The following is a 25,976-nucleotide window of genomic DNA, read 5'->3' on the forward strand; positions in this document are numbered from 1 at the left end:
GAGGAAATTTAAGCGTTCAATAATTCCGCAATGCTCACCGGTGCACCGCCACGCCTCTTACTTTCATCTGCAGCTTCCATAAATGCCACCAGTTCCGTCGTTTCTTCTTCGCTCACAGGCACTACACCGGTATCGAAAAAGTCGACAATCCGATAAAGAAGTGGCAGATATCCATCGTATTTACCAATGGCCTGCTGCCCATTAGCCCCATAGGCGACCCCGCCAAATCCACCTTTCCCTTGACGTATTCCCCTGAAAATGCCGACACGTCCATCAGACCATGTACCCACTACTATATCTGTACCTTCGCCGTAAATCCGCCGGACTTCCTTGCATCCTGTTCCCAGTAATGCGTACAGCATCTCGACACCGTGTATGCCGTACCAGAACAAATCGGGGTGTGAGGGTTCCAGCGTTGCAGGGGCAAATGCATCCGCTCCGGTAAGGGCACCGATAAGCTTACCGGAGGCTAGATCGGGAATATTCTCGACATACCTTAATGAGGAAGAAGAAAATGTCGGCACGTTGTATTGTCTGGACGCTGCGAAAATCGCTTTCGTATCAGCCAGGGAGGCGGCAATCGGCTTATCTATAAACATACGTTTACCCGCCTTGAATACCGCCAATGCCTGCTCTAAATGAAGCCTACCATCGTTCGTTTCCAGGAATACGACATCCACCTGGTCAAGCAAGGACGTGATCGATTCGGTGATTTTCACCCCAAGACGCTTGACTTCTTCAATGTATCCCGGAATGCGCTTTGCACTGCTTTCGATGGTTTTACTCCCATACGGATATGCTGCAACGACTTTATAACCGTTCAATTTAGGATCCGCTTCGGCAGCATTCAACGCTTTGGTAAAAGCGATACTATGCGAAGTATCCAAGCCAATAATTCCCACGCGTTTTCCCTGATTTCTTGCACGGGAAAAGCCTTCCCCTGCGATAGACATCGTGGATAGGCCAATTCCAACAGCCGTTAAGTCTTTTAAAAACACCCTGCGATTTATTTCCATGCTATTCTATTTTTGTTAAATCCCAATGACCCTGTTCCGTATATCCATGATATGCAGTACCGCTTCTCTATCCGATGCGCTTATGCATATATCGCGACTGAATAGTTAATAGGAAGCCCCTATTCCCTCTACCTTTGATTATCTATTTGCTTATAATTGTAACGGTAACGTACCCGCTAAGTACGTCATTAAATCTTTTATTTCCAAAAAATATTTTGCTTTTTGAGATCAGGAACGGGTCCGTGGCTCAATTTTTATAGAATTCGACGTTTTCTTTTGTGATGATGTCTATAGGCATGTATTGTTCTTTCTCGATCTTTTTTCCCAGCACAATTGCCTGAAACAATGCCATCAACCCCAGGTATCCCTGTTCTTCCGGTTTCTGTCCTATCAGGAAATCTATGGTGTTATCGATCAGATATCCAATATTCTCTTTCACCAAATCATAACCGATGAGAACAAAGTGGTTTGAATTGCGCTTACGGAGATAGTTTGCCACACTCCGAACACGTGAGTTGGTAACAAATATTGCCCCAATGTCGGGATGTGCGGCCAGTGTTTCTTCTAATGCGGCGGCAACGGCTTTATCGGTCGTGTTTGTAATGTCAATCTTTTCGATATGCAAGGTTCTAACCGGTTTGTTTACCTCGCCAATATAGGCCCTGAAGCCTTCTTCTTTACGCAAGAGGTGGTGATATGCATCGATCTCCTTCGAAATATTCACCAGCAGGATCTTTCCACTTTTAACGCCGAACTGCACTAACCGGCCTGCCAAATACCCACTTTTGAACAAATGAGGACCAACGTAAGCCAAGCTGGCCGCGTTCGGCACGTCCGAATTGATAAACACATAGGGGATCTTCTTTTCTTCGCACTTCTGGGTAAACGCTCGTGCTTCATCAACGAAGGATGGTGCCAGTACCACGCCGTCAAAGCCACCCTCGATCACCGCCGCGGCTTGCTTGGTAAACGTGGTTTTATCATTCAGATCAAAGAGGAATATTTCTTGCTGAATTCCGTATTGCTTAATTTCCTGATGAGCTCTTTCTACCCCTCTTCGCGGTCCATCCCAATAGTCGGTTTCATTCGCATTCGGGATAAGTACCGCAAACCGATTCGTCTTTTTCGATGCAAGCCGACTGGCCATAATATTCGGCTGGAAACCCATTTCCTTGATGATCCCATTAATCTTTTGCCGCGTGGCTTCGGACACCCCTTTGCGATTGTGAATCACACGGTCCACCGTCGCAATGGACACATTGGCACGTCTCGCGATTTCCTTCACGCCGGAAAGCGGGCGTGGACTATGTTCTTTTTTCATTCGAAAATAATTTGTTTGTTTATGGCCTCATGGAACCTGCTTTTTCATCGCCTTTTGCGCCAGGCGCTGACATGGCGGGTTTCATCCTATACTGTTGAATGGGTGATCAATACCGTTCGTACAATTGTCCAAAAATACACGTTTTGCTGTATTTCTAAAATCAACGTGGCGGGTATCATGAAATTTTGGGCAAAAGGTGAATGCTAACTACTAATCGCTATCGTTAACACGCGCCGATACCCAACGAACCATTTCCTTCTGCTGCTCGCCCGTAAACCGATTAAAACCCGGAGGCGTTTCCAGACTGAGTGCATCCTCTGCACGATAAATCTGATACACACCGCGCGCGTCGTCCACGCACTTGCGTAGCGCTTCCGGATTGACATGCCGATCTAATGCCGGTGAATTGATCCATACCGGCCTGGGTGCGATTGCCGCTACGATTTCATTGAAATCTACTGGAATACGGTCTTCCCTACCTACGAAAAAACCAAGCCTGGGAAGCAATCCATGCAGATGAGAAAATGCCAAAATACCCTCATGCCGCCCAATCAACTGTGTGTCACGGAAGGGTGTAAAGGCACTGACCGCGGCAATCCCCGTTACCCGCTCATCCAACGCTGCGGTAAACAAGCCAACTGTTCCGCCCAGGGCGTACCCTGCGATATAGATATGATGGGAATCAATAAAGTCCAGGCTTTCCGCCGCATCGATAGCGGCCCGCGTATCGGCAACCATTTTGCCGAGCTTAGACCACCTTGGGTATCGCTCATAAAATAACGTTCCCTCGTCGATCCGTTCGCCATATCCTAGCAGGTCAAGTGCCAATACGGCGACTCCCTGCGAAAGAAAACCTTCAAAAAGATCCCGGTATCGCATTCCGAATCCGGTATTTCCATAATCGTGTAAAAAAATAACAACCGGCAACTTCACCCGGTTTCCAAGATTCATATTACCGGATTCATCGATGGGATAGTATAGCGAGGCAAAAAGGTTATCGCCTACTGCGTTCGAGTAAGGTCCTAAACTTTGCTTTTTTCCATTGCGAACCACGGGCCGATCAATTAACTTACTTACGTAATCTTCCGCGGGCACCAATTCACGTAACGGGTCTCCCTTCAGTCCTGGTGCTTCCTCCCCCAGTAGCCATTGAATTTGTTTCTGGATTTCGCTTTTCTCTCGGCTCCAATCTGCCGTGTCAACTAACGTCTTCTTCCCACCTAAAAAGGGCTGTGCCGTGGGAAAGTCATCGGGATTTATTCGTTCTCCACTCAGTTTTTTCCATTTATCGAATGAATAGTCATATACCAGTCTATTTTCCCAAGGAAGTTGCCTTCGGTCGAATTGAATATCAAGCCAATCTACGTAGGCTTCGATATCCCGCGCAGAAACGCTGTGTCCGCCATCACGAAAGCGGACCCCTAAATGATCCTGAACACCTAAAAACTCGTATACGCGCTTTACTGATTTATAATTTTGCTCGATTGCCCATGGATCGCCTCCTCCTCCCTCCCTTACAGAGGAGCTCAACAATAAGGCATTGGGGGCGATTAAGGCCATCAAGGAATTTTGGTCAATGGGGAGTTGATGCTCACGCCCCGCATAAAACCGCAACCGGGGATGCAGCCATTGCGGCCGTATGGAGCATAAAAAATCTATCGATTCGTTATCATACCGCTCGTCGGTGTATCGATAGGGAATTTCTCCTCCTGTACCACCACTGCTGCTGATAACAGCCGTAATTCTCGGATCAAATGCCGCTGCAAATAAAGACTGTTTCGCGTTTCGTGAATGTCCGGCCAAAGCGATTTGTTGCTTGTTTACCTCCGCCCGCGTATACAGGTAATCGACTGCTCGTTGGGCTCCCCATGCACGGGTCATCAATATCGTCCAATCGTATTCGGGGTATAACTTCTGATAGGGTTCGGTATCGTCTTTGATGTCTGCACCCGCGTATAAACATCCGATGTATCCCCTCCGTACCGCAATTTTTGCCCAAACCCGATGATTCCATTGAGACATAAAAACGGGGAAAGGCCCTTCGCCGGGAGGTATCAATAGTTCAAGAGTAAGCCTCGCGGCTTCTTGTTCACCAAAACGCAGTTCCAACAACTGTATTTTTATACCGTTTTCCTCTCGCTCCGTTAAAATTTTTACTTGCAAACTATCGGGAGGAGGCGGAAACGTACCCGATAAGAGATGTTTTACCTGTTCACCTATCCACGTTCTCCTCTTTTCCCAATCAGCCAGATTTACAATACGCTTTTCCCGGCCTTGTTCTTCACCCATCAACGGATCAGGTAAAAAAGCATTTACAGGTAATTTTTCGAAGTCGGGTGGTAATTCCCCTGTGCGTTGCTGCCAATCATCCCACGTGCTATCTCGATAGCTAAGCCTCACAAAAGAAGAAAATACGTCTCGCGGTCTGTTTGTTGGATGCGGATACCGGATCAACCGGAGTTGCTCCAAATACGCTCTCCGTTTGGTTATCTCGGTCTGCGCATGCACTTCCCATGCGGTGGGCGCAAACACAACGAGCAGTGCCAGCTTACGTATTACCGCCTTTAATCGAGACGTGCATAGCTGATTGGCCATCGCTTTGGCATTATCTCATTAGTCAAGCTCCGACAACGCAACCTTAGCACCCCCACGAGCCTTGCTGAGATCCGCCGCCGTCATAAACCGATAAATTTCCAACGTCTCATTTGCATCTACAGGAGATTGCCCGGAGTCAAAAAACTCAATAATCTTACTCAACAAGGTATCGTATCCGTTGTAAGGACCCAACGTCAGATCCCCTTTCTCTCCATAAGCCGTCCCCCCGTACGTATGCTTGCCGGTGCGCGTACCCCGAAACGTACCAATACGGCCATCTGCCCAAGTACCCACCACAATATCGGTCCCTTCGGTATGGATGCGGCTCACCTCCTTACAACCGACTCCCATCAACGCAACCAGCGATTCGACGCCATGAATTCCGTACCAAAACAGATCAGGGTGATGCGGTTCCAGCGTCGCGGGGCTGTACGTATCGGCACCCAGGATTTTGCCGACTTTGCCGTTGATGGCATCTTGGATGGTGCTCATGTACCGCAATGATGATGTTGAAAAAACGGGGACGTTTCGCTTTTCTGCTAACTGGTAGATTTTCTCTACATCTTCCAGCGAAGCGGCCACAGGCTTATCAATAAATACAGGCTTACCGGCGTCGATGACTTCCTTAGCCTGCGCGAACCTGGGATTGCCATCATTGGTTTCCAACAATACGTAGTCCACTTCGGCTAACAGGGCGCGAATCGAGTCGACAATTTTGACCCCATAGGGTTGAATCTGCTTGATGTAGCCGGGGATACGACTGGTGCTGATTTCGATCGTGCTCCCATAGGGGTACGCAGCGGTGATCCGATATCCGGAATTGCTCAATTCACTGGCAGCGTCGTTCAATCCTTTGGTAAACGCCATGCTATGTGACGTATCCAAGCCAATGATTCCGACACGCTTTCCCGGTGCCGCCTCCTGCCTGACGGCGGCATTTCCTGTATGAATCCCCAATCCCATCCCCGCAGTGGCCAAAGATGCGTTCAATATAAATTCTCTTCTATCCATGTTCTAAATATTTAATTCCGCTTGAGGCGATTGTAACTCCCTAAAAAGCGTTTAAACTTACCTATTCTTTTTCTTGGTTATCCAAATAAATGCGCAGCATCGTGTCAAATTTTGTATAGTGGTTGTAATGGCCCGTCATCCATAAGACAACCGGTGGCTTGCCTTTCGGCATTTTTACGGCATAAGGTCGCACGTTATGGGTAGACGAATGCGCAGTAAGTGGCGTGGTTTGCCATCCAGTCCGTTCTTTCTGCCAGTGCTCCAATTCAAAGCGACCATCTACTTCACGCGATAGATATACATTGTCCACATCGCCGTGATCCATAACCATGCCCCCTGAGTAATGGGGTTCCCTAACCGCTTCACCTGGGGCCACCTGGGGCATCCACCTCCCTGCTTTGCAGATTTCCTCATCCACCCATCTGCTACCGTCCCACACCGCATAGTGATATCGGTGATCAGTATCTTCGGGAAATCTTGTATAACAGACAACCGGTTTGCCATCGTCACTTAAAGCCACATCAGCGATCCAACTTCTCACACCATTTTCCATCCCATCGTAAACTTTGTCAACCGACTCCCTTGAAATGGGCAGCTGACTCACGTTTGCTATCAAACGGCCGTCGGTCTGAAAAAACGCACCTTTTTTATAATACATATGATAAACCGAATTGGTCGGTTCCACGCCGGGATGGCCATCTGTAAAAATCAGGTCGATCCGGCTCCGTCCATCCGAACTGACTTTGAGGTAGGGGCGGTTTTTGGTTCCCTCGCTCGCAATGAGCACTTGCGGATTGCTCCATGTATCACCTTGGTCGTCACTATATGCGAATGTTTGCTGCCAATCGCTTCCCCGCCAAAAGACGTAAATGCGATTCTGTTCGTCCGCCAGCATGACCGGATGAGAATAGGTGATGCGATCGCCCCCGAATGGAATTACCCGTTCGTCGTTCCACGAACGAATATCTGCCGGCCTTTTGCTTTTACGCATAAAGAAACGCCCATTGTGTTCGGTATAAAAAACAACGATATAGCCATCTGGAAGGACAAGGATCGAAGGCACGTTGTGGTCATCCACCTGTAATTTCTCGTGAAGTACGAACGTATCTACTACTTGCGTCACTAAATTAGTGGCACCAATAACCACGTCTCCCCGACTGCTGATGAATCCAAAATAGACCTGTTCGTGCGCACCTGCATGGTAAACGGCTCTTGGATCAGAAAACCAACACCATGCCGCATCGTGAGAAACGATCGGGTAGCCTTCCCCCGCATGCTGCGCGTACCCCTTGATAGCCGCAAAAAGCGAGCATGTGATCAGCAACGAAAAAAAATTTCGAATGATCATCGACTTCAACGACTAAACAACGGGTCGGGAATCTTTATCAAATCCGATATTTCGTTTCCCCCATGAATACACCGGGCCAATGTGTACACAAACCCGTCATTTCCCACAGCAATCGCATTGACATAAGAAGGCCTTGTGCCATCCGGATAAAAAATCGGGCCGTGGTCCGTATACTTTCGGCCGGAGATGTTATAGGTAATGAGATGCAGGTTTTCAACTCCCTTGGAGGCGCCTTTTGCGATGCGGTCCTGACCTTTAATTCGCTTACCATCTTCATAAACAGGTCCTCCTGTCAGATAGTAAATCGTTTCTCCATCAGGTCCGAGCTGGAAGCCCAAATATCCGTAGCTGAATTGATCAAACATGCCACTGCGTTGGGAAGGTTCCGAAGTCAGCCGTTGAACAAGTTCGACCGTCTGCAAATTGGGATCGAAGCGGAATAAATACCCCGAATTGCCATGTATCCCATACGCGACTTTTTCAGGTGCATACCAAAAAATTTTGCGCCAGTTATAGGCCATACTTCCGGGCTGTGTCGGATCGTAACTACCAAAATAATCAAGCTTTAAATTTATATCAAGCTTCTCAAGCGATTGATCCGCCGGGTTATAACAAAAGATCTCACCTTCCGCTACCGTAAAATATACCCGTCCGTCGTCCGGATTGACGAGTAACGAACGGCAAAGGGTCCTGAAATCAACTCCCGGCTTACCAGCCTCTCCGCGTTCTGCCGTAGACGCCTTTGTGTAGAGCTTCCTACGCTTCACGTCGTAGTGAACAAATTGTCCGGTTGGCCAGGTGATCCCAAAGAGTTGACCGCGTACAACGTCCATATTCATTGTCACCAGTCCCTCCCCGCCGGGCACGGTAATCAAATCCTCAAACACTTCGGTATCGGGATCATAGGCTAAAAAATGCCCCCCCGGGTATGGGTCTATTCCTTCGGGTAGATTCTCGGGCAACCTGTCCATCCCATCGATTAGCTGATAGTAGCCAACATGCGTGCTGAAATACAGTTTCCCTTCGTATTCGTAAAAACGGGCATGCGATTTCCCCTGTACCACCGCATCTTGTCCGGCTTCTCCGCATATATCCGTAAGATCTGCTAAAAAGGTAATTTCATCCGATCTGGGATCGTAAGCATACATCTTCCCTCCTTCATCTATCCGTTCGGACGAGAGGATGTAGTAAATTTTGCCATTGCTCGCTCTTGAGATTGCGTTGTAGGTATCGTGTGCGTGCGGGAATCCGGAATTATATTTTTGGGCAATTAGTTCTCCCTGCTTCTCGGCACGGTCCATAGTTATCATCATTCTGTACAGTTATTCGTTCCTACTTATTTCCTCCGGTTGCCAGTTGTCCGGTATGTTCATGTATCCGTTTTATGGCAGTTGCTATCATTTCCATGTCTGATTTCGGACCCAGTAACAGGTTTTGGGTAAACCAAACGGCTTGTTCATTGCAGAGCGTTTCGTTATTCGGGCAACGGTTCGCAGCGATATACGCATCAAAATCCACCTGTTCCTTCGGATACACCTGTTGGTAAAGCGGCGAATCCAATGCATCTTTTAAGTAAGGTTTATCGGTCAGTACCGCGTAGCCACTGCTGCAAGGAACACCTTCCGCACGCAATGCTTTCAGGAAGCGATCCCGGGACAATCCGCCAAACTCAGCTGCAACGTAGCGGAACGGATACAGATGGTACGCTCCTTTGTTCGCCTTCTCGTATAATTTCATCGGATAAATACCCGGTACTTCGCTCAATAGACTACTTAGATACCGGGCATTTTCGTCACGTCTTACGGTCTCTTCCTCCAAGCGTTCCATCAACGCCAAGCCGATAGCCGCCTGGTACTCCGTAAGCCTGATTTTGGTGCCGGCCAAGACACTGCTCGCGGATACGACACCCACCATCGACCCATATGGCAACCCTAAATTATGATAGGAATAACAACGATCCATAAATTCGCCATTGTTGCTGACAACCGCACCCCCTTCGCCAATGGGTAAATTTTTCGAATTCTGGAAACTGAAGCATCCTGCATGACCAATAGAACCTAATCGCTTACCGTCGTACTCTGCCAAATGTGCCTGGCATGCATCCTCAATAACAATCAGGTTGTGTTGCTTAGCCAGCGCCATGATCCGGTCCATATCAACCGCGACCCCTGCAATGTGCACCGGAAGGATTGCCTTGGTCCGGGGCGTGATTTTTTTAGCTACCTGGGCAGGATCGATTTGAAAGGTTTCTAGCTCCACATCGGCAAATACGGGCATCGCCCCAACGGCTAGAACAGCCAGGGGCACCGCAATAAATGTATACGGCGTGAGAATAACCTCGTCTCCCGGTCCTACACCAAAATTGGTCATCGCTGTAATCAAAGCGTTTGTGCCATTGACTACGGTTAAACACCGTTCTGTGCCAATCGTTTTTGCCCACGCTTCCTCAAAACGCTGGGTCACCTGAGCGCGCGACCAGACGCCACTTCGCAGCACCTCTAAGACATGCTTTTCGTCGGTGGCTGGATTCCACATCGGCCACCTCGGCCATTCCTTTTGAGCAAACATTGGCTGTCCCCCTAGAACGGCCGGCTTACCAGTCATCGAACGCTGCCTACCGAAAACCATCGGAGAGGCGACCATTCCGGCTCCCAATACGGAACTACTGGCAATAAATTTTCTTCTAGACATATCCATAATACACGATCCTCCTGCTTCTCATATAGTTAATGACTCTTTAGTTATATCCTTCGTTTTGCTGCAGCACATCCGGTCCCACCAGATCAATCTGGCTCCGTGGAATCGGCATGTACCGATGATGTTCCTGCGGATTTAACTGCACGGTCTGGACAGAACCGTCAGACGGATTATAATACCGTTCAACCGACTTCAATTCGGTCATGTATCGTCCGGTCCGAACCAAATCAAACCACCGCTCATTCTCAAAGGCAAATTCCAATCGCCGTTCCAGCAACAGCTTATCCAAAAAAGCGTCTTCGGTCGCAATATCAGCCAAGGTGTAATGATGATCCTCATTTCCGAAGGCGCGTTCTCTGATCCGATTAAGTTCGATCAGTGCCAAATCAGGTTGGTTAAGGCGATACAATACTTCCGCCTTCAGCAACACTATATCTGCATACCTCAACACCGGCAAATCCAGTCCGCTGCTGTTGGGGGTGTGTTGGACGGCAAACTTGCTTACATACGGATACCATACGGCAGGTTCGGCGGGTGGACTGTTCGGTGATTTCCAATAGGGCGTAATGGTCTCCGCTTTTCGGCTGTCTTCATCCTCATACAATTTATAAAGACTCCACGTAGGGAAAATATTTTCATTTCCACGCGATGAGATGCCCGTTACCCCAAAATAGGGCAAGAAATCTGTCGAAAGCGGTTGTCCGTTTTCACCATCCAGGTATTTCATTGCAAAAATTACCTCGCTGTTATTTTCCGAACTGACCGACCAAAGCGATTTAAACTCAGGTTCCAATCGAAAATCAAATCCCTCGACCCTATCCAAGTACGTTTTCGCCTCATCCCATTGCTTTAGGTAGACATATACTTTTGCCAATAATGAAACCGCGGCTTCCTTACTCGTCCGACCTGTGGGCATTTCCGCTTTTACCGGCAACAGGTCGATCGCCTGCTTCAGGTCCGCGGTAATCTGCTGGTACACATCCGCTTCGGACGACCGCGGCACAGTATAGGTCTCCTCCACCGTAAGTTTGGACGTGACCAATGGAACACCCCCAAACACCTTCACCAAATCGAAATAGAGAAGCCCTCGCATAAAAAGCGCTTCGCCGGTGAGCTGCGCTTGCTGGTTTTCTGCATAATCCGTGGGATTATTAATATAAAAAATTACGGAATTCGCTCGAAAGATACCTTGATAAGCACTTTGCCAAAAGCTAGCGAAAAGTGGATTCTCCGAGGTAATCGATAAATTATTCAATTCATCGATACCGCCGATATTAAAATACCCCGTACGATAGGTATTGTCCGACAACATTTCGGAAATGGTCCAATCACGGGGAAACCGGGCTTGGTAATTACTGTAAATACCCAATACAGCGCCATCCATGTCGGCCGCGGTCTTGAAAAAGTTAGCCTCCGTCAATTCCGATTCAGGGGTCAACTCCAAAATACTGTTACAGGCCCCGAAGGCCAGAAAGACCGCCAACAATACGCCTTTGGTCAATTGCTTCACTATTGTTCGTGTCATGATGCGTTTGTTATGGGTTTAAAAAATTACATTCACGCCAAACGTGTATACCCGATTGATCGGCTCCGAGCCGTTATTAAATCCGGGCATACTTCTTATCCCGTTGCTTTCGTCTCCCGTAAACCCCTCCGGATTATACCCATGGAAGCCTTTTTTGGTGATCATCAGCAGGTTGCTGATGGAAGCAAAAAGCCGGAAATTGCTAATTTTATACCGCTCTGAGAACGATTGCGGCACCATATAGCCGAAATTCAAATTGCGGATGGCCAGAAAAGAAGCATCCTCCAGGTAGTAATCGCTGTTTGATACCCAGGCCAACTGGCTAAGCGCAGTAGCCGGCTCTTTGCCGTTACCAGGTTCTGATGGCGACCACCATTGGTTCTCCACCAACGAACGCCTGATGGCGCTTACGGTAGCACCCTGATAGTATAAGTTTTCGAGGTTATACATCTTTGCGCCAATAGCCGACTGCATCGCGATGCTTAAATCGAAATTCTTCCAGGAAAAGTCGTTCACCATACCAAACGTCATTTTCGGCAGGTAACTGCCTAGGATCACCCGGTCATCCGGCGTGATTTTCCCATCGGGCACACCGTCAGGCCCACTCACATCGGCATATTTCGTATTCCCTGGTTTCGACCCATCCATGATAGGCGAGTTGGCCACGTCGTTTTCGTCGACCAACACACCGGCTAATTTGTATCCATAGAAAGAAAACATCGGTTCTCCCTTCCGAAGAATCCAGGACATTCCCCTGGTGTGTGTGTTGATAACCTCGTCTACGCCACCCAGGTCGACCACTTCATTTTTGTTCCTCGAAAGGTTAAACGCCGTCGACCACTTGAAAGCGCCCGTTAAGTTTTGGGAATTCAATTCAACTTCAAAACCGGTATTGCGGACATCCCCAACGTTGACCAATGCGGTCGGAAAACCCGAAATGGACGGCACCGAAACATCATACAATAGGTTGGTCGTCTTCTTTTGGTAGTAATCTGCTGCCACCGTCAATCGGTTGTTAAACAGTCCCAGATCCAATCCGACGTTGTAGCTTTCCGTCCGCTCCCATTGCAACCCACCATTCCCAATGGCGTTTTGCGCCCAGCCTTTAGTCAGCACGTCGTCGGGCGAATAATAGACATCATTGATCGTGCCGAGGTAACGGAAGTCGCCGATGTTGAAATTACCGACCACACCATAACTAATCCGGGGTTTGAGTTCGCTGATCACCGTGTTCCCCTGCATAAAGTCCTCCTGTGAAATCCGCCAGGCGATGGATGCCGAAGGGAAATTTCCCCAGCGGTTATCCGGTCCGAACCGAGAGCTGCCATCCGTACGGAAAGAGGCTGACAACAGGTATTTTCCTTTGTACGCGTAATTTACGCGTCCGAAATACGAAATAAGCCCCCACCGTGACTTCGAAGTGTACGACCGGGATGGATCAATGATCGCATTGTTTAATGTGCGGATGGCTTCGTTATTAAAGCTTCCCGCCACCGCAGTCTGTTGTGCATCGCGGGAAGTCTCTTTTTGGAAAGAGGCTCCCAGAATGGCGTTGAAGTCGTCGTCTCCTCCAAAATCGTTGGTATATCGCAGTACGTTTTCGTTAAGCAGGTTAAGAAATCTACGTTCGCGAGCCGACCCGGAGTTCAGTCCATTGGATGTGGCAGAAGCCGACTGGAATCTTTCATCAATACTATAGGTGATATTGGCCCCGAAAGACGACCGGACGGATAACCCTTTTGCTAACTGCGCTTCTGCATACATTTCTCCTACATTATTCATAGAAGACAACGTATTGAATGTACCGTACAACGTTGCCAATGGGCTGGTTTGTCCAGACACTGAATTACCCCAATAATCCAATGGTCGCGGATAGGAACCATCAGGATAGGGTTCAGGCGAAACAAACGGTGAGGTTTTCACAATCGCTTCCATGGTTACAGGTGAAGTCCGCCGATCCGCCCAATTGGGACTCACCATGATACCTACCTTGACTCCAGGCGCAAGCTTCGCATCCACATTGGCCCGAAAAGCGTAGGTTTTATAGCCTGTGGTCAATAAGGTACCTTGTTCATCGCGATAGGTCCCGGAAATATAATAGGTTACGTCGTCCGTGCCCCCCCGGACGGACAAACTATAATTTTGCGTGGGGGCGGTACGCAATAAAATATCTTCCCACACGTAATTTCCTTCACGAATTACGGGATTGACGCGGAAATTCGGCGGACGGCGCTCATCTCCCCAGAGGGGTATCGATACATCGCCACCCTGCCAAGCATATTCCCGGTTCATGTAACGGGCTACATAATCGTGAAATTCATCGCCTGTGATCCAATCGTCGTGCCCCAAAGCCTCAGCCACCCCCGCATAAGCATTTAATTGAAGCTGTGGTTTTCCGGTTCTTCCCTTTTTGGTCGTGATGATGATGACACCACCAGAACCGCGAGAGCCGTAAATGGCCGCAGAAGATGCGTCTTTCAAGACTTCAATAGACTCCACGTCGTTCATGTTTACACTACCCATGCTTCCTCCCGGAAACCCGTCGATCACAATCAACGGATCATTGCTGGCTGAAATGGATCCCGAGCCACGCACGCGGATAATCGGTGCCGAACCGGGATTACTTCGTGTATTGGAAATGTTAACACCGGCCAATCGGCCAACCAACGCGAGCTCCGGGCGTCCTACCGGAATCTGATCCAGATTTTTGTTTTCCACCTTGGAAATCGCGGCCGTCACGGAACTCTTTCGCTGGGTTCCATAACCCACCACCACCACTTCGTCCAAGCCCGCCACATCGGCTTCCATGACCACATCGATGGTGGTCCTTCCTCCAATCTCAATTTCCAGATCCTGATATCCAACACTTCGAAATACCAAAACATCCGTAGCCCCAACACCTTCTAGATTAAACCGTCCTTCTTCATTGGTAGCCACTCCTGAACCGGTTCGTTTAACCGTAACACTCACCCCTTCCAAAACAGCCCCCGTAGCGTCCCGGACAACGCCCGACACGGTCTGCTGCGACCCGTTTTCGACCTTGACTGTCCGATTACCGGTACTGCCTGTCGGAATCGGATCATCCAAAGCGAAGGCGCTGAATGTGGTTAGATTCGCCAGTAAAAGGAAATAATGCACTTTTCTCATAACTATTGAATTTGTTCTTTAATACCCGGGATTTTGGGGAAAGTCAGCGTCGATGTTCAAATCGATCTGGCTTTGGGGAATAGGCCATAATACGTTATGTTCTTCAATGTGTGCTCCGGGACACATCGGATTGTCGTTATACTTCCGTACACGTTCGATCAGTTTCCCCGTTCGGCGCAATGCAATAAGCCGCCACTCTTCGCCATACAATTCCCGCGCCCGTTCGTCCAAGATGTAATCGATGTCCACGTCTGCCGCCGAAACCGGCGTGGCATGTGCGCGGTTCCGTATCTTATTGATATCTTCTGCCGCTAAGTCGGGCCTGCCGATACCCAGATAGGCCTCAGCCCGGAGCAGCAACGTCTCTGCGAAGCGAAGCGCATACCAATCTTTATGGGTAACCCCACCGCCGGAACGCCCGGGATCAACGAAATAATTACCCGGATCATGGAATTTCATGAAGGTAGGAAACAGAATCTTACAGGTATCCAGCATCGGGTTTGACCTTTTCGGATTCGTATACAAGCTAAAATCTATTTTATGGCCATCGTAAGCGGATTCCGGGTTATCAAAATAGAAATCCCGTTTTATGTTATGTTTCGCATTCCGGATGTCGGTGTTCCATTCCCCTTCCCACATGTAATAGTGGACGAAATTCGTACCCCTTGCATTACCTGTCGGTCTACTCAGCGTATCGTTATAACCGGTATAGTTTCCATTGTATAATTTTCCGAGAATGGCTTTCTTTCCATCGGGAGTAAGTCCGATGTCAAAATAACGGGGCCCGTAAATATAAGCCGACGAGATTTGCTTTCCCCCGGTTACATTGGGTTCGATCTGGATTACCCACATCGCTTCCGTATTGTTAGCGAGGTTGTGGTTGGAATACCCAAAGAGGTCGTAGTAAACATCGCCAGACCCCAGATAATCGTTACCTAACCGGTTTCCAAAGCGCTCGGTCATTAATTTGTAATGGTATCCATCTACCACCTGCGAAGCCGCCTCAACTGCCGCTTCCGGATTTTTTTGTTCCAAATACGTTTCAGCTAGGTAATGCCAAGCCACTCCCTGCGTAATTCTCCCCGGTGCCGCTTCTTGTCCCTGTTTGGGTAAATAGGTAGCCGCAAACTTGAAGTCTTCTTCCATAAGTTTGTGAATGGACGACACGGGATCCCGCACGAAGTCGGCTTTGGCCGATTGCACCGGGCGATCTAGCAAGGGAATATCACCAAAGGTTGAAACTAGGTTCCGGTACGCAAACGCACGGAAAAAACGCGCTTCCCCAATATAGCTATTTTTCCCTTCTTCGCCCGCAGCAAACACCGAAGGATCCAGCTTTTCCAACTGATCGATCAACACGTTGGCCCATTGGACGATTTTAAAGCCAGTGGTCCAATGGTCGACGACCGGCTTCCAAATGGGTGTCATGTCGCGATACGAATTCAGGTATGGGCTCCCTCTTTCCGGTATTTCGCCATTAAACCCCAGATCTGACCCATGCGTTGCCCAGTTCATCGTTCCAAATTCCGTATAGCTGTAATAGGCCGTACGCACCCGATCGTGAAGCGCTGTAATACCTTGCAGTGCCCCGGCTTCCGTAGTAAATGAATTGTCCGGCGAAAAGAAATCCAACGGGACCTCCTCCAATACGCTGTCGTTGCACGAAGACAATATCAGTGACAGAGCCAGCGCAGGGCACAAAAATTTCGATAAAAAGTCAGTTAAATACGTTTTCATGATTACCAATCGTAATGTATAAATAGCTATAAACTCAATCTGACACCAAACACCAGGTTTCGCATTAAAGGTGTGTCACTCACGCCGATTTCCGGGTCCCAGCCCTGCCAGTTGGTCCAGACGTAGGGATTCTTGCTGGATATATATAGCTGGCAATCGTTCAGCTTCAGCTTATCCAATACCGGTTGGCCAAAACGATAAGCCAGCGACACATCCTGTAAGCGCACAAAGCTGCGGCTTTGATAAATCCCGCTCTGGCGTTGGGGATTGTTGTAAATCCCTGTCGTGTTGGTCGTCGGAGCCTCGGGCGACCAATAGCGGTTGATTGCCGAATTGTTTCTGCGATGCGTCATGGTATAAAGTGGATTAACTATTTCCGCGTTATTAGCTAGATAATAGCCGTTTCCACCTTGTATGGAGTTGATAAACACCGACAGGGTAAAGTTCTTATAGGATAGCGAATTGTTAAGACTAAAACGGTAATTGGGGGATTCGTAGCCAACGATCGTGCGGTCGTTGTCCGGATCGATTTTTCCGTCCTGGTTTTGATCCACATACCGGAATTGGCCCGGATACCAGCCTGATAATACTTGCCCACTGAAAAATTCCTCCTCAGTCCATACCCCTCCGGCCATCTGATAGTCGTAAAGCGCTTCTATGGGTTTGCCGACAAACCAGGCATTTCCGATATCGGCATCATCGTCTGAACCATAGAGCCGACTAATTTTATCCCGGTTGATTGAAAACACGAAATTGCTCTTCCAGTTGAAGGTCGGCCCTTGGATATTAATGGTGTTTAGTTCCAACTCAAGCCCCTTATTAGCCAGTCCGCCGATGTTCGCCCAAATATTCGGATAACCTGCAGCAGGCGGCAGTTGCCGTCTCACCAGTACGTTTTTGGTCTTCGCAGTATATGCATTGAGGGAGCCGGTTATCCGGTTGTTCAATACACCAAAATCTACACCCGCGTTAAACGAGGTGGTTTCCTCCCAGCTCAAATCGGGATTGCCCAATGTTTCCGGAAAAAGGCCAATTGCCGTATTGCTGCCGTATATATAATAGGTGGTACCCATGGACGACAGGCTCGAATAGCGCCCGATTCCCTGATTGCCGTTCACACCGTACGAAGTCCTGACTTTAAGATACAGTCCCTTATCCTTTAGAAAGGCTTCCTCCGACGGTACCCATCCGAGGGAAATCGAAGGGAACGTTGCCCACTTGTTACCTTTACCAAACCCGGAATATCCATCCCTCCGTACCGTCGCCGTCAGTAGGTAGCGTGATTTGTAGGTATAATTCACACGTGCCATATACGCTAAGCTGTTCTCTTCGTAAGCCGTCGAACCAACCGTAGCAACCTCGCCGATTCCCATGTTGTTAAAGCCCAATGATTCGTTGTTGAACCCTTGCGCAGTCAAACTCGATGTACTACCGCGGATGTTTTCCCGACTGAAGAGCAGCGTGGAATTGATCTGATGATCTCCGAAATCGCGCATATACGTCACGATGTTATTCAGAATCCAGTTTCGCTCTTCCTTGGGTTCTTTGATCGCATATCCGCGATTGGTCGACCCCTGGGGAGTACGGTTGGAATGGAACGAATTGACTTCGGTGTTGAAATACGTCTGCGAGTAATTAAATTCATAGCGCAATCCCTCTACCCAAGGTACATCCACAACCGCACGGCCAATCGCGAAAAGCTCGTTACGGACATCTGTGTTGTCAATTTCGAGGTACACCAGCGGATAGGGCTGATAAAGTTCTCCCCCTAGGTAAATATCATAATTCGGTTGTCCGATTTTATTATCGACCAAGGGACTGGCCACCCGTGCATTGGTCAGGCTAGCCGGAAGTCCGGAATTATCTTGATACGCATAGGAGGTATTCAATCCAAGGGTTAACCAGTCATTAACCTTACTTTCCAAGTTGCTACGGAGCGTGTACCGTTTGAATTTATCGTTCAATTGGATACCTTCCACGTTCGAATGGGACCCTGAAATGTAATACGTAGTGCGGTCGGCTCCCCCTTGCAGGCTCAAACTGTAGTTTTGCATCGGTGCCACCTGCAACACCTCATCTACCCAGTCGATTTCATTGCCTTTTAAATAGTTCTGCTGCTCTTCATAGGTAGGCAGATAAGAAGCCACTACATCGCGATCTGTTACGTCTGGCCGCGCAGGCCGCCCTTCGGCGCTCGTCGGATTGGTACGATACCAATTATAGACATCTTGCTGCCAATACCAATCCAACGAACGCAGTGCAAACTCTTCTGCGTTCATCACCCGCATCGGGTTGTTGGTCATGTCCTGAAAACCTGCGTATGCATCGAACGAAACCGTTGGTTTCTGGTTTTTTCCCGACTTGGTGGTAATCAAGATTACCCCATTGGCCGACCGGGATCCGTAAACCGCAGCTGCCGACGCGTCTTTGAGGATATCGATATGCTCCACGTCGTTCATGTTAACGCTGGCCAACGAGCCGTTAAAGATAATGCCGTCGATCACAATCAACGGCCTCCCGTTTGCCGACAAGGATGTCTGTCCGCGTATAGAGAACGAAGGTTCACTGTTAGCTCCTCCTTTGGCGTCGACGTTAACCCCGGCAACGCCTGTAAACGCCTGCGAAATATTGGTGTTCGCTTGAAGAATCCGTTCGTCCATGGAAATCCGCGAGACTGCACCGGTAAGGTCACTCTTCTTCGCGACCCCATACCCTACCACAACGACTTCATCCAATCCGGCAATATCATCTTCCATGACAACATTCAGCGGCGTATTGCCTGAGATGGCCACTTCTTTTTCTTTGTATCCAACACTCCTGAATACCAAAACGGCCTTGTCATCTACTTCCTCAAGCGCGAATTTGCCCTCGTTGTTGGTAGCCGTACCTACGTTGGAACCTTTGATTGTTACGCTAACACCTTCCAGCGGCTCCCCCTGCTGATTGGACACCGTGCCGGTAATTGGCGATTGCTGCACTGCAAGGATGGCTGTCGAAGCGGACCGACGCGATGGAAGATTTGGCATCGATGAAAAACTAAAACTACTGACAGCAAATAGGTTACAAACAAAAAGCAGACACCCTCTTCTTTTCAGGGCTCGGATGAATGTCACACTTCGGGGCGCAGCGAGTCCGACCAAAGGCCGGCTGGCTACCAATTGCCTTGCCAACGCTGTAGGGGCGAAAATTTTAATGACGGTGTTTCTCTCCATGATTTTTATTTATGTATTTTGTGACGAGGCAACTTGAATAGTTTGGATTGCGGGTACGCACCCGTAATCCACGAAAACAAAAAGGCAGCGAATCCACCTCTATTTTCCCTCTCCTACCCTCAATCTGGCAGTTAGTTTATAATTGTTTTCGGTAACGTACCCGCTAAATAAGCGAAAACATTTTGGATTTGCAAGATTTTTATTAAAATAAGATTAACTTTACAAGAACATTCGGCTATTCACCCTATCGAATCCGCACTTTTTGCGTTTTTACCGCATCCGCAGGCCGACTATTTACGTCCGCCTATGAACCATTGTATAGGTCTGAAATCCGTTGTATCTTTGACTTTGTTAACGTCACAGCATTTGTAAAACGGCAAAAGCATCAAAACGTCGATCTCTTTGCTGATCTCCAAAACGGCTCTTGCGTACAAACAGTATTATAGAATGGCAGAAGAACTACACGTAGCCCGCGGCACAAAAGAAGAGCAATACCAAGCATTGCTACCTCAGATTGACGGGTTAATTGCCGGGGAAAATGACTTGATCGCCAATATGGCCAACCTATCGGCGGCACTTAAGGCGCAATTCGATTTTCTTTGGGTAGGTTTTTACCTAGTGAAAGGTGGCGAGTTGGTGCTCGGTCCCTTCCAGGGCCCTGTGGCTTGTACACGCATTGCAAAAGGCAAGGGCGTGTGCGGTCAAGCCTGGGAACAACAGCAGGTACTTGTCGTACCGGATGTAAATGCCTTTCCGGGCCACATTGCATGCAGTTCCTTATCAAACTCCGAAATTGTGGTGCCTCTTATCAAGAACAAAACGGTCTTGGGCGTATTGGACGTGGATAGTGAATACCTGAATTACTTTGACCACGTAGATGCACATCACCTTCAGGAGATGGTCAAGTTGCTAACGCGTGGTATCTAGCTGAAGTTTGTATAAATGATGATATAGCCCCTCCTGTTTGCCCATAAGTTCATCGTGTGTTCCTGAAGCTACGACTTGTCCACATTCGACCACTACAATCTGGTCGGCTTCACGGATCGTGGACAGGCGATGGGCGATAATGATAGCGGTACGATTTTTCATCAACTCTTCCAGTGCTTGTTGCACCTGTCGTTCGGACTCCGAGTCAAGCGAAGACGTTGCTTCGTCCAGAATTAAGATGGCGGGATCTTTAAGCAATGCCCGCGCAATGGCAATCCGCTGGCGCTGTCCGCCCGACAATTTGACACCCCGCTCGCCTACGATGGTATCATACCCTTCAGGAAATCCCATAATAAAATCATGGGCATTAGCGCGCTTAGCTGCGGTTATGATCTCCTCCGCCTCCGCCGAAAGGCGGCCATAAGCAATATTTTCACGGATAGTGCCGCCAAAAAGCAACACATCTTGCGGCACAATTGCCACCTGACTACGGATATCGGTCAGCGGATAGCTGTCAGCCTCGCGACCATCGAACAAAATATGGCCACTAACGGGTTTGTAAAATTGCAATACCAATGCCGCAATGGTCGACTTACCCGTACCACTCGGACCCACAATAGCGATTTTCTCGCCCGCACGCGCTTCAAACGATACGTTTTTTAATACGGTGATCTCGCGCCGCGAGGGATAAGCAAAGGTAACGTCTTCAAAAGCAATGTTCCCTTCCAGCGAATACGTAATGGTTTTCTCTTCATTCAGCAAACCTACGTCTTCCTGTTGTTCATCAAGGATTTCAATGACCCGTTCACTTGCGCCGATCGCTTTCTGGAAATTTGCATACAATTCAGGAAAACTGCCCATGGATCCAGCCACGAATATCGAGTACAGAATATACGTTGTCAAATCACCCACCGAAATACTCCCCGCTGCCACCAACGACGACCCATACCAAATAACGGCGACTACCGCACCGAAGAGGCAGAAAATGATAAATGACGCGAAAATACCGCGATACGTAGCGCCTTTAAGGGCAATTTTGACGACCGCGTCGAGCGTGCGCGAATAACGCGATGCTTCATACGCTTCGTTGACAAAGGCCTTAACGTTGCTGATGCCCTGCAAGGTTTCCTGAACCACCGTGTTCGATTCAGCGAGTTTGTCTTGGGCTTTTCGGGAAAGCTTACGAATAAATCTACCAAAAATCACTGCAACAACTACCAAAATAGGCAGGATACTCAGATTCAACAGGGTGAGTTTGGAGGATACAATGAACAACCAACATACACCGCCGATGAGCAAGATGACCTGTCGGATCATTTCGGCCAGTGTGGTGGTCATCGTATCCTGGATTTGCGCCAGGTCGGCAGATAGGCGGCTATTCAGCTCGCCCACCCTGCGGTTGGCAAAAAAATCAAGCGGAAACGTAATCAGCTTGTAGTACGAGTCACGGCGTATATCAGCCAGGGATTTTTCCGCTACTTCAACAAAAAGACGGATCCGGAAAAAGGACACCGCAGATTGGACAAATAAAATACCAAAGGATATGGCACCGATGGCATGGATATCGACAGCAAGCCACTCATACTTTACTTTACCCTGAGCCGCGTCAATCATCGCTCCAAGCAATGCCGGAAAAGTAAGAGCGGTAAGACTGGAGAGGAACAAAAATACCATGCCCACAATGAACTTCATCCGGTAAGGCCTAAGATAGGCTAGTAATTTAGCCGCCTTCCTGAGTGTTGTCTTTGTGAGTTTCGGTTTGGGTAGATCCTCCGATGGCGCATCCCCACTGTTTAGCCGTTGTCTTGCCATGTCCTATCATTAAAAACTATAGGGGCAAAAGTAACGACAATAATATGCTCCCTTATCACGCTTTCGTCAATTTTTGACGTTTTATTATGAAAAACACGCCGATAGCGAGGACAGTTAGACCAAAAAGAATAGCCAATCCCCCATAGAATTGATTGGTTTTTTCCAGGGTATTGATTTCAGCAACCATCTTTTCATGTTCGCGCTGTAGTTTGCTGATGGTCCTAATATAACCGTTAATGCGTCCGTCAAATTCAGAAGCTCTTTCTGCAATTTGCGACTTTTCGAAGTCCTTATAATCCAGAAGCGCTTTGGTTTCCTGAAAAATATCATTGTCGGTAAGGACGATCTGCTTCAGGATATCGATGGATGCTTGCATATCCTTTTTGGTCTTCAATCCGAAAATCCCTGTCCGCTTCTGCAGGCTTTCGTTAAATTGCCCAAACCGTTGACTCCGCTCAGCCAATAGCTTGTTTACCTTTTGGCGCTGAAGTTCATAGCCCGTCGTATCGGATCCCGCTTGGCCAAATGAAAACGAGATCATACAACCTACTAAAAGGGATAGGGCAATGAAAACGCGTCTACACTGATCAGATTGCATGTTGTTTACTTTTTGAATTCCACCCGAATGATGTCGCCTTTATTGAGCCCCAGCAATCCACTGGCATTGCCTTTATTGATTGCGATTTCCAAATAATTGGTAATTCCAAAAAGACAAAGCTTTTCTCCCTCCGGCACCTCGTTATAATGCCAACTCATCTGGTCAATCGTTTCGTTACGCCTGAAATATAATACAAAATTCCGACCGCGCTGCACTTTATTGAACAGCTCTTTGCTGATGTTACTGATCACATTGCCAAATGAATCGATAAAGACCACACTGCCGCGCAGGCTGTCCTTTTCGACAACCGGCTGCACCAACGTGCGGTCTACCACGCCTTCTACCGGGTCTCCGATATCGGTTAATTTGCCTCCTTTGGCAAGGTGACACGCGGCCTTGGCGAATATATCGGTCAATGGAAAATGCAGGTATTTTAAATCCTGGATAATGTTGATCTCAACAGCTTCCGTAGGCGGGCCGTCCAATATCAACGAAAACAAACCGTTGTCTGTTCCAACAAAATAGTGACCCCTATATTCCAAAGCGAGATAACGGTTACTTTGGTTAAATACCGAATCAATGCCGATGAGATGGACGCTTTTTTGCGGAAAATAGGGGTAGGCATTTTTTACCACAAACGCAGCATACTGAATATCAAAAGACGGGATCTCATGGGATATATCGACCAGTTGCACCGCGGGAAACTGGCTTATGATACTGCCCTTTAATGCTGCTTGATAAAAATCTTTGTGTCCTAAATCTGTTGTTAAGGTAACAATACCCATACCCGCCTTGATTGCAATGGATGCAAACTTAGATAAAGTTGCCCTTATATCCAATAATTCAAAATTTCATCTGGATTTTTGCAGAAAGTTGATCCGGCGGATTCGCCTGTGCTTCGTTGTACCTGATTTTTTATTTAGCTAAAACGAATGGTAATTTATCGCTATATTTGAAAACTGTGAAAGGTTAGACATTGCGCAGCAGATAGGCAGTCATAAAAATTAGTAGAATAAAGTTTGAACGAATTAAACATTACGCTAGAATATGTGAATCCTGCAGTGTTGTGGGGCGCGCACAATGAACATTTCGAAGTGTTCAAAAAGCAATTTCCAAAGTTAAAGCTTGTCGCTCGCGGCAACGAAATAAAAATCCTTGGGGACGAACGGGAAATTTCTTTGTTCAAGGTATACTTTGACAAAATAGTGGCGCATGTTGAGCAATACAACAATTTAACCACCAATGACATAGAAAACATCCTACACACAAAATCGTCCAACGGAACGCCAACAAAAAAAGCGGAAAAAGCGGATACGAGCCCCGCCGGGGGCGGAGAACCGATCGTTTTCGGGCCCAATGGGATCGTTGTAAAGGCGCGTACACCGAACCAGCGGAGAATGGTGGAAAGCATTCTAAAAAATGACATTTTATTTGCCATCGGTCCAGCCGGTACTGGAAAGACCTATACCGCTGTCGCACTGGCGGTCCGTGCATTGCGCAATAAGGAAGTGAGGCGCATTATCCTCACGCGACCTGCCGTCGAGGCGGGCGAGAACCTGGGATTTCTTCCAGGAGATCTTAAGGAAAAGGTAGACCCCTATCTCCGGCCCCTTTACGACGCTCTCGACGATATGATTCCCGCTGAAAAGCTTAAGGCTTTTCTGGAAAATCGCACGATAGAAGTTGCACCGCTGGCCTTCATGCGTGGTCGTACGCTTGATAACTGCTTTGTTATTCTGGACGAAGCGCAGAATGCCACGGATATGCAAATGAAGATGTTTCTCACGAGAATGGGGCCTACCGCTAAATTCATTGTAACCGGCGACGTCACCCAAATTGATCTTCCCAAGAAACAACAATCTGGCTTGCAGACTGCACTGAAGCTACTTGATGGAATCGAAGGAATCGATCTTATTTATCTCAGTGGTGGAGATGTCGTGCGGCACAAACTGGTAAAGCGGATACTAGAGGCTTACGGAGATATTTGATGGAAGACCGGTAAAGCAAAGCTGAATTAATAGCCGATTGCGGAAAGCTGATAGCCGTCAGCTGACAACTAAAGAAAATGAATACAATAAAAGAGACAAATTTCCATTTTGACGGACAGACTGCCTTTTATCGGGGTAAAGTGCGAGACGTCTATACCATCCACGACACCTACTTAGCGATGGTAGCCACCGACCGTATATCGGCATTTGACGTGGTACTCCCCAGGGCAATTCCCTACAAAGGACAGGTGCTGAATCAAATTGCCGCTAAATTTTTAAAGGCAACCGAAGATATTGTACCCAACTGGGTACTGGCTGTTCCTGATCCTTGCGTGACAATTGGCCGGCAATGCCAACCGTTTAAGGTCGAGATGGTTATCCGCGGTTATTTATCAGGGCACGCATGGCGTGAGTATCAAGCGGGTAAACGGGAGATATGCGGGGAGCCCCTTCCGGAAGGATTGAAAGAAAATGACCGTTTGCCTGAGCCGATAATTACACCGACCACAAAGGCCAGCGTGGGGCACGATGAGGATATCTCACGTCATGAAATCCTTCAACGGGGCATTGTGTCAGAAGCGGATTACCAGTTGCTGGAAACGTATACCAAAGCCTTGTTCAAAAGGGGAACTGAACTCGCAAAAGACAGGGGGCTTATTTTGGTGGACACCAAATATGAATTTGGCAAGTTCGATAATGCGATATACTTGATTGACGAAATTCACACCCCAGACTCATCGCGTTATTTTTACGCCGATGGATACGAGCAATTACAAAATGAGGGGAAACCGCAAAGGCAGCTATCCAAAGAATTCGTGCGGAAGTGGCTGATTGAAAATGGTTTTCAGGGTAAGGATGGCCAGAAGATACCGGAAATGACCGATGAAATTGTATCTTCGATTTCCGAACGCTACATTGAGCTCTTCGAGCATATTACCGGAGAGCATTTTGAATACCCCGATGAAACAGCGGTATCAGAGCGGGTTGAACGCAATACTGCAACAGCCCTTTACAGAATAGCAAATAAGCAATCATCATAAAA

General features: G+C 48.1%; 17 protein-coding genes. 3 read left to right on the plus strand and 14 right to left on the minus strand.

Annotation, left to right across the window (positions count from 1 at the left end; translation table 11 throughout):
* Positions 1-8 precede the first annotated feature (8 nt).
* From ACFQRK_RS08260 to ACFQRK_RS08310, 11 genes are all read right to left on the minus strand, one after another.
* On the minus strand, positions 9-1,016 hold the full coding sequence (locus ACFQRK_RS08260; protein WP_379005470.1) for a Gfo/Idh/MocA family protein: 1,008 nt from the start codon (positions 1,014-1,016) through the stop codon (positions 9-11).
* A 247-nt stretch (positions 1,017-1,263) separates the two neighbouring features.
* Positions 1,264-2,337, minus strand: a complete 1,074-nt coding sequence (locus tag ACFQRK_RS08265) for a substrate-binding domain-containing protein (protein ID WP_379005472.1) — start codon at positions 2,335-2,337, stop codon at positions 1,264-1,266.
* A gap of 210 nt (positions 2,338-2,547) precedes the next feature.
* Positions 2,548-4,932, minus strand: a complete 2,385-nt coding sequence (locus ACFQRK_RS08270; RefSeq protein WP_379005474.1) for an alpha/beta fold hydrolase — start codon at positions 4,930-4,932, stop codon at positions 2,548-2,550.
* A gap of 18 nt (positions 4,933-4,950) precedes the next feature.
* Complete coding sequence (locus tag ACFQRK_RS08275) at positions 4,951-5,943, minus strand: Gfo/Idh/MocA family protein (protein WP_379005476.1); 993 nt, start codon at positions 5,941-5,943, stop codon at positions 4,951-4,953.
* Between the two features lie 61 nt (positions 5,944-6,004).
* The gene (locus ACFQRK_RS08280) at positions 6,005-7,291 is read right to left on the minus strand and encodes a BNR-4 repeat-containing protein (RefSeq protein WP_379005477.1); all 1,287 of its coding nucleotides are present in this window, start codon (positions 7,289-7,291) and stop codon (positions 6,005-6,007) included.
* A 5-nt stretch (positions 7,292-7,296) separates the two neighbouring features.
* Entirely contained in the window at positions 7,297-8,604 is a 1,308-nt protein-coding gene (locus ACFQRK_RS08285) for a hypothetical protein (RefSeq protein WP_379005479.1), read from the minus strand.
* A 19-nt stretch (positions 8,605-8,623) separates the two neighbouring features.
* Positions 8,624-9,982, minus strand: coding sequence for a DegT/DnrJ/EryC1/StrS family aminotransferase (locus ACFQRK_RS08290; RefSeq protein WP_379005481.1), 1,359 nt, complete (start codon positions 9,980-9,982; stop codon positions 8,624-8,626).
* 46 nt (positions 9,983-10,028) lie between these two features.
* A complete protein-coding gene (locus ACFQRK_RS08295) occupies positions 10,029-11,513 on the minus strand; it encodes a RagB/SusD family nutrient uptake outer membrane protein (protein WP_379005483.1) in 1,485 nt (494 codons plus the stop codon).
* Positions 11,514-11,531: 18 nt separating this feature from the next.
* Positions 11,532-14,660 carry a SusC/RagA family TonB-linked outer membrane protein gene (locus tag ACFQRK_RS08300; RefSeq protein ID WP_379005485.1) on the minus strand — a complete coding sequence of 1,043 codons (3,129 nt, stop codon included), beginning with the start codon at positions 14,658-14,660 and terminating at the stop codon, positions 11,532-11,534.
* Positions 14,661-14,678: 18 nt separating this feature from the next.
* The gene (locus tag ACFQRK_RS08305) at positions 14,679-16,397 is read right to left on the minus strand and encodes a RagB/SusD family nutrient uptake outer membrane protein (RefSeq protein ID WP_379005487.1); all 1,719 of its coding nucleotides are present in this window, start codon (positions 16,395-16,397) and stop codon (positions 14,679-14,681) included.
* Between the two features lie 26 nt (positions 16,398-16,423).
* Positions 16,424-19,609: a SusC/RagA family TonB-linked outer membrane protein gene (locus tag ACFQRK_RS08310; RefSeq protein ID WP_379005489.1), complete on the minus strand. Its 3,186-nt coding sequence runs from the start codon at positions 19,607-19,609 to the stop codon at positions 16,424-16,426.
* Between the two features lie 447 nt (positions 19,610-20,056).
* Here ACFQRK_RS08310 and ACFQRK_RS08315 point away from each other — a divergent pair, with 447 nt between their 5' ends.
* Entirely contained in the window at positions 20,057-20,536 is a 480-nt protein-coding gene (locus ACFQRK_RS08315; RefSeq protein WP_379005491.1) for a GAF domain-containing protein, read from the plus strand.
* Here the strand turns inward: ACFQRK_RS08315 and ACFQRK_RS08320 are convergent.
* Genes ACFQRK_RS08320 through ACFQRK_RS08330 form a run of 3 tightly spaced genes read right to left on the minus strand, consistent with a single transcriptional unit; the run spans position 20,519 to position 23,731 of the window.
* Entirely contained in the window at positions 20,519-22,348 is a 1,830-nt protein-coding gene (locus ACFQRK_RS08320; RefSeq protein ID WP_379005493.1) for an ABC transporter ATP-binding protein, read from the minus strand. The genes ACFQRK_RS08315 and ACFQRK_RS08320 overlap by 18 nt on opposite strands.
* A 55-nt stretch (positions 22,349-22,403) precedes the next feature.
* Complete coding sequence (locus ACFQRK_RS08325; RefSeq protein WP_379005495.1) at positions 22,404-22,946, minus strand: hypothetical protein; 543 nt, start codon at positions 22,944-22,946, stop codon at positions 22,404-22,406.
* Positions 22,947-22,951: 5 nt separating this feature from the next.
* Complete coding sequence (locus tag ACFQRK_RS08330) at positions 22,952-23,731, minus strand: S-adenosyl-l-methionine hydroxide adenosyltransferase family protein (RefSeq protein WP_379005497.1); 780 nt, start codon at positions 23,729-23,731, stop codon at positions 22,952-22,954.
* Positions 23,732-23,965: 234 nt separating this feature from the next.
* Between ACFQRK_RS08330 and ACFQRK_RS08335 the strand changes: the two genes are divergently transcribed.
* Together ACFQRK_RS08335 and ACFQRK_RS08340 are read left to right on the plus strand one after the other, a co-directional pair.
* Entirely contained in the window at positions 23,966-24,934 is a 969-nt protein-coding gene (locus ACFQRK_RS08335; RefSeq protein WP_379005498.1) for a PhoH family protein, read from the plus strand.
* Positions 24,935-25,011: 77 nt separating this feature from the next.
* Positions 25,012-25,974 carry a phosphoribosylaminoimidazolesuccinocarboxamide synthase gene (locus tag ACFQRK_RS08340; protein WP_379005499.1) on the plus strand — a complete coding sequence of 321 codons (963 nt, stop codon included), beginning with the start codon at positions 25,012-25,014 and terminating at the stop codon, positions 25,972-25,974.
* Positions 25,975-25,976 lie beyond the last annotated feature (2 nt).

The organism is Parapedobacter sp. GCM10030251, from assembly GCF_042666505.1.
Taxonomy (GTDB): domain Bacteria; phylum Bacteroidota; class Bacteroidia; order Sphingobacteriales; family Sphingobacteriaceae; genus Parapedobacter.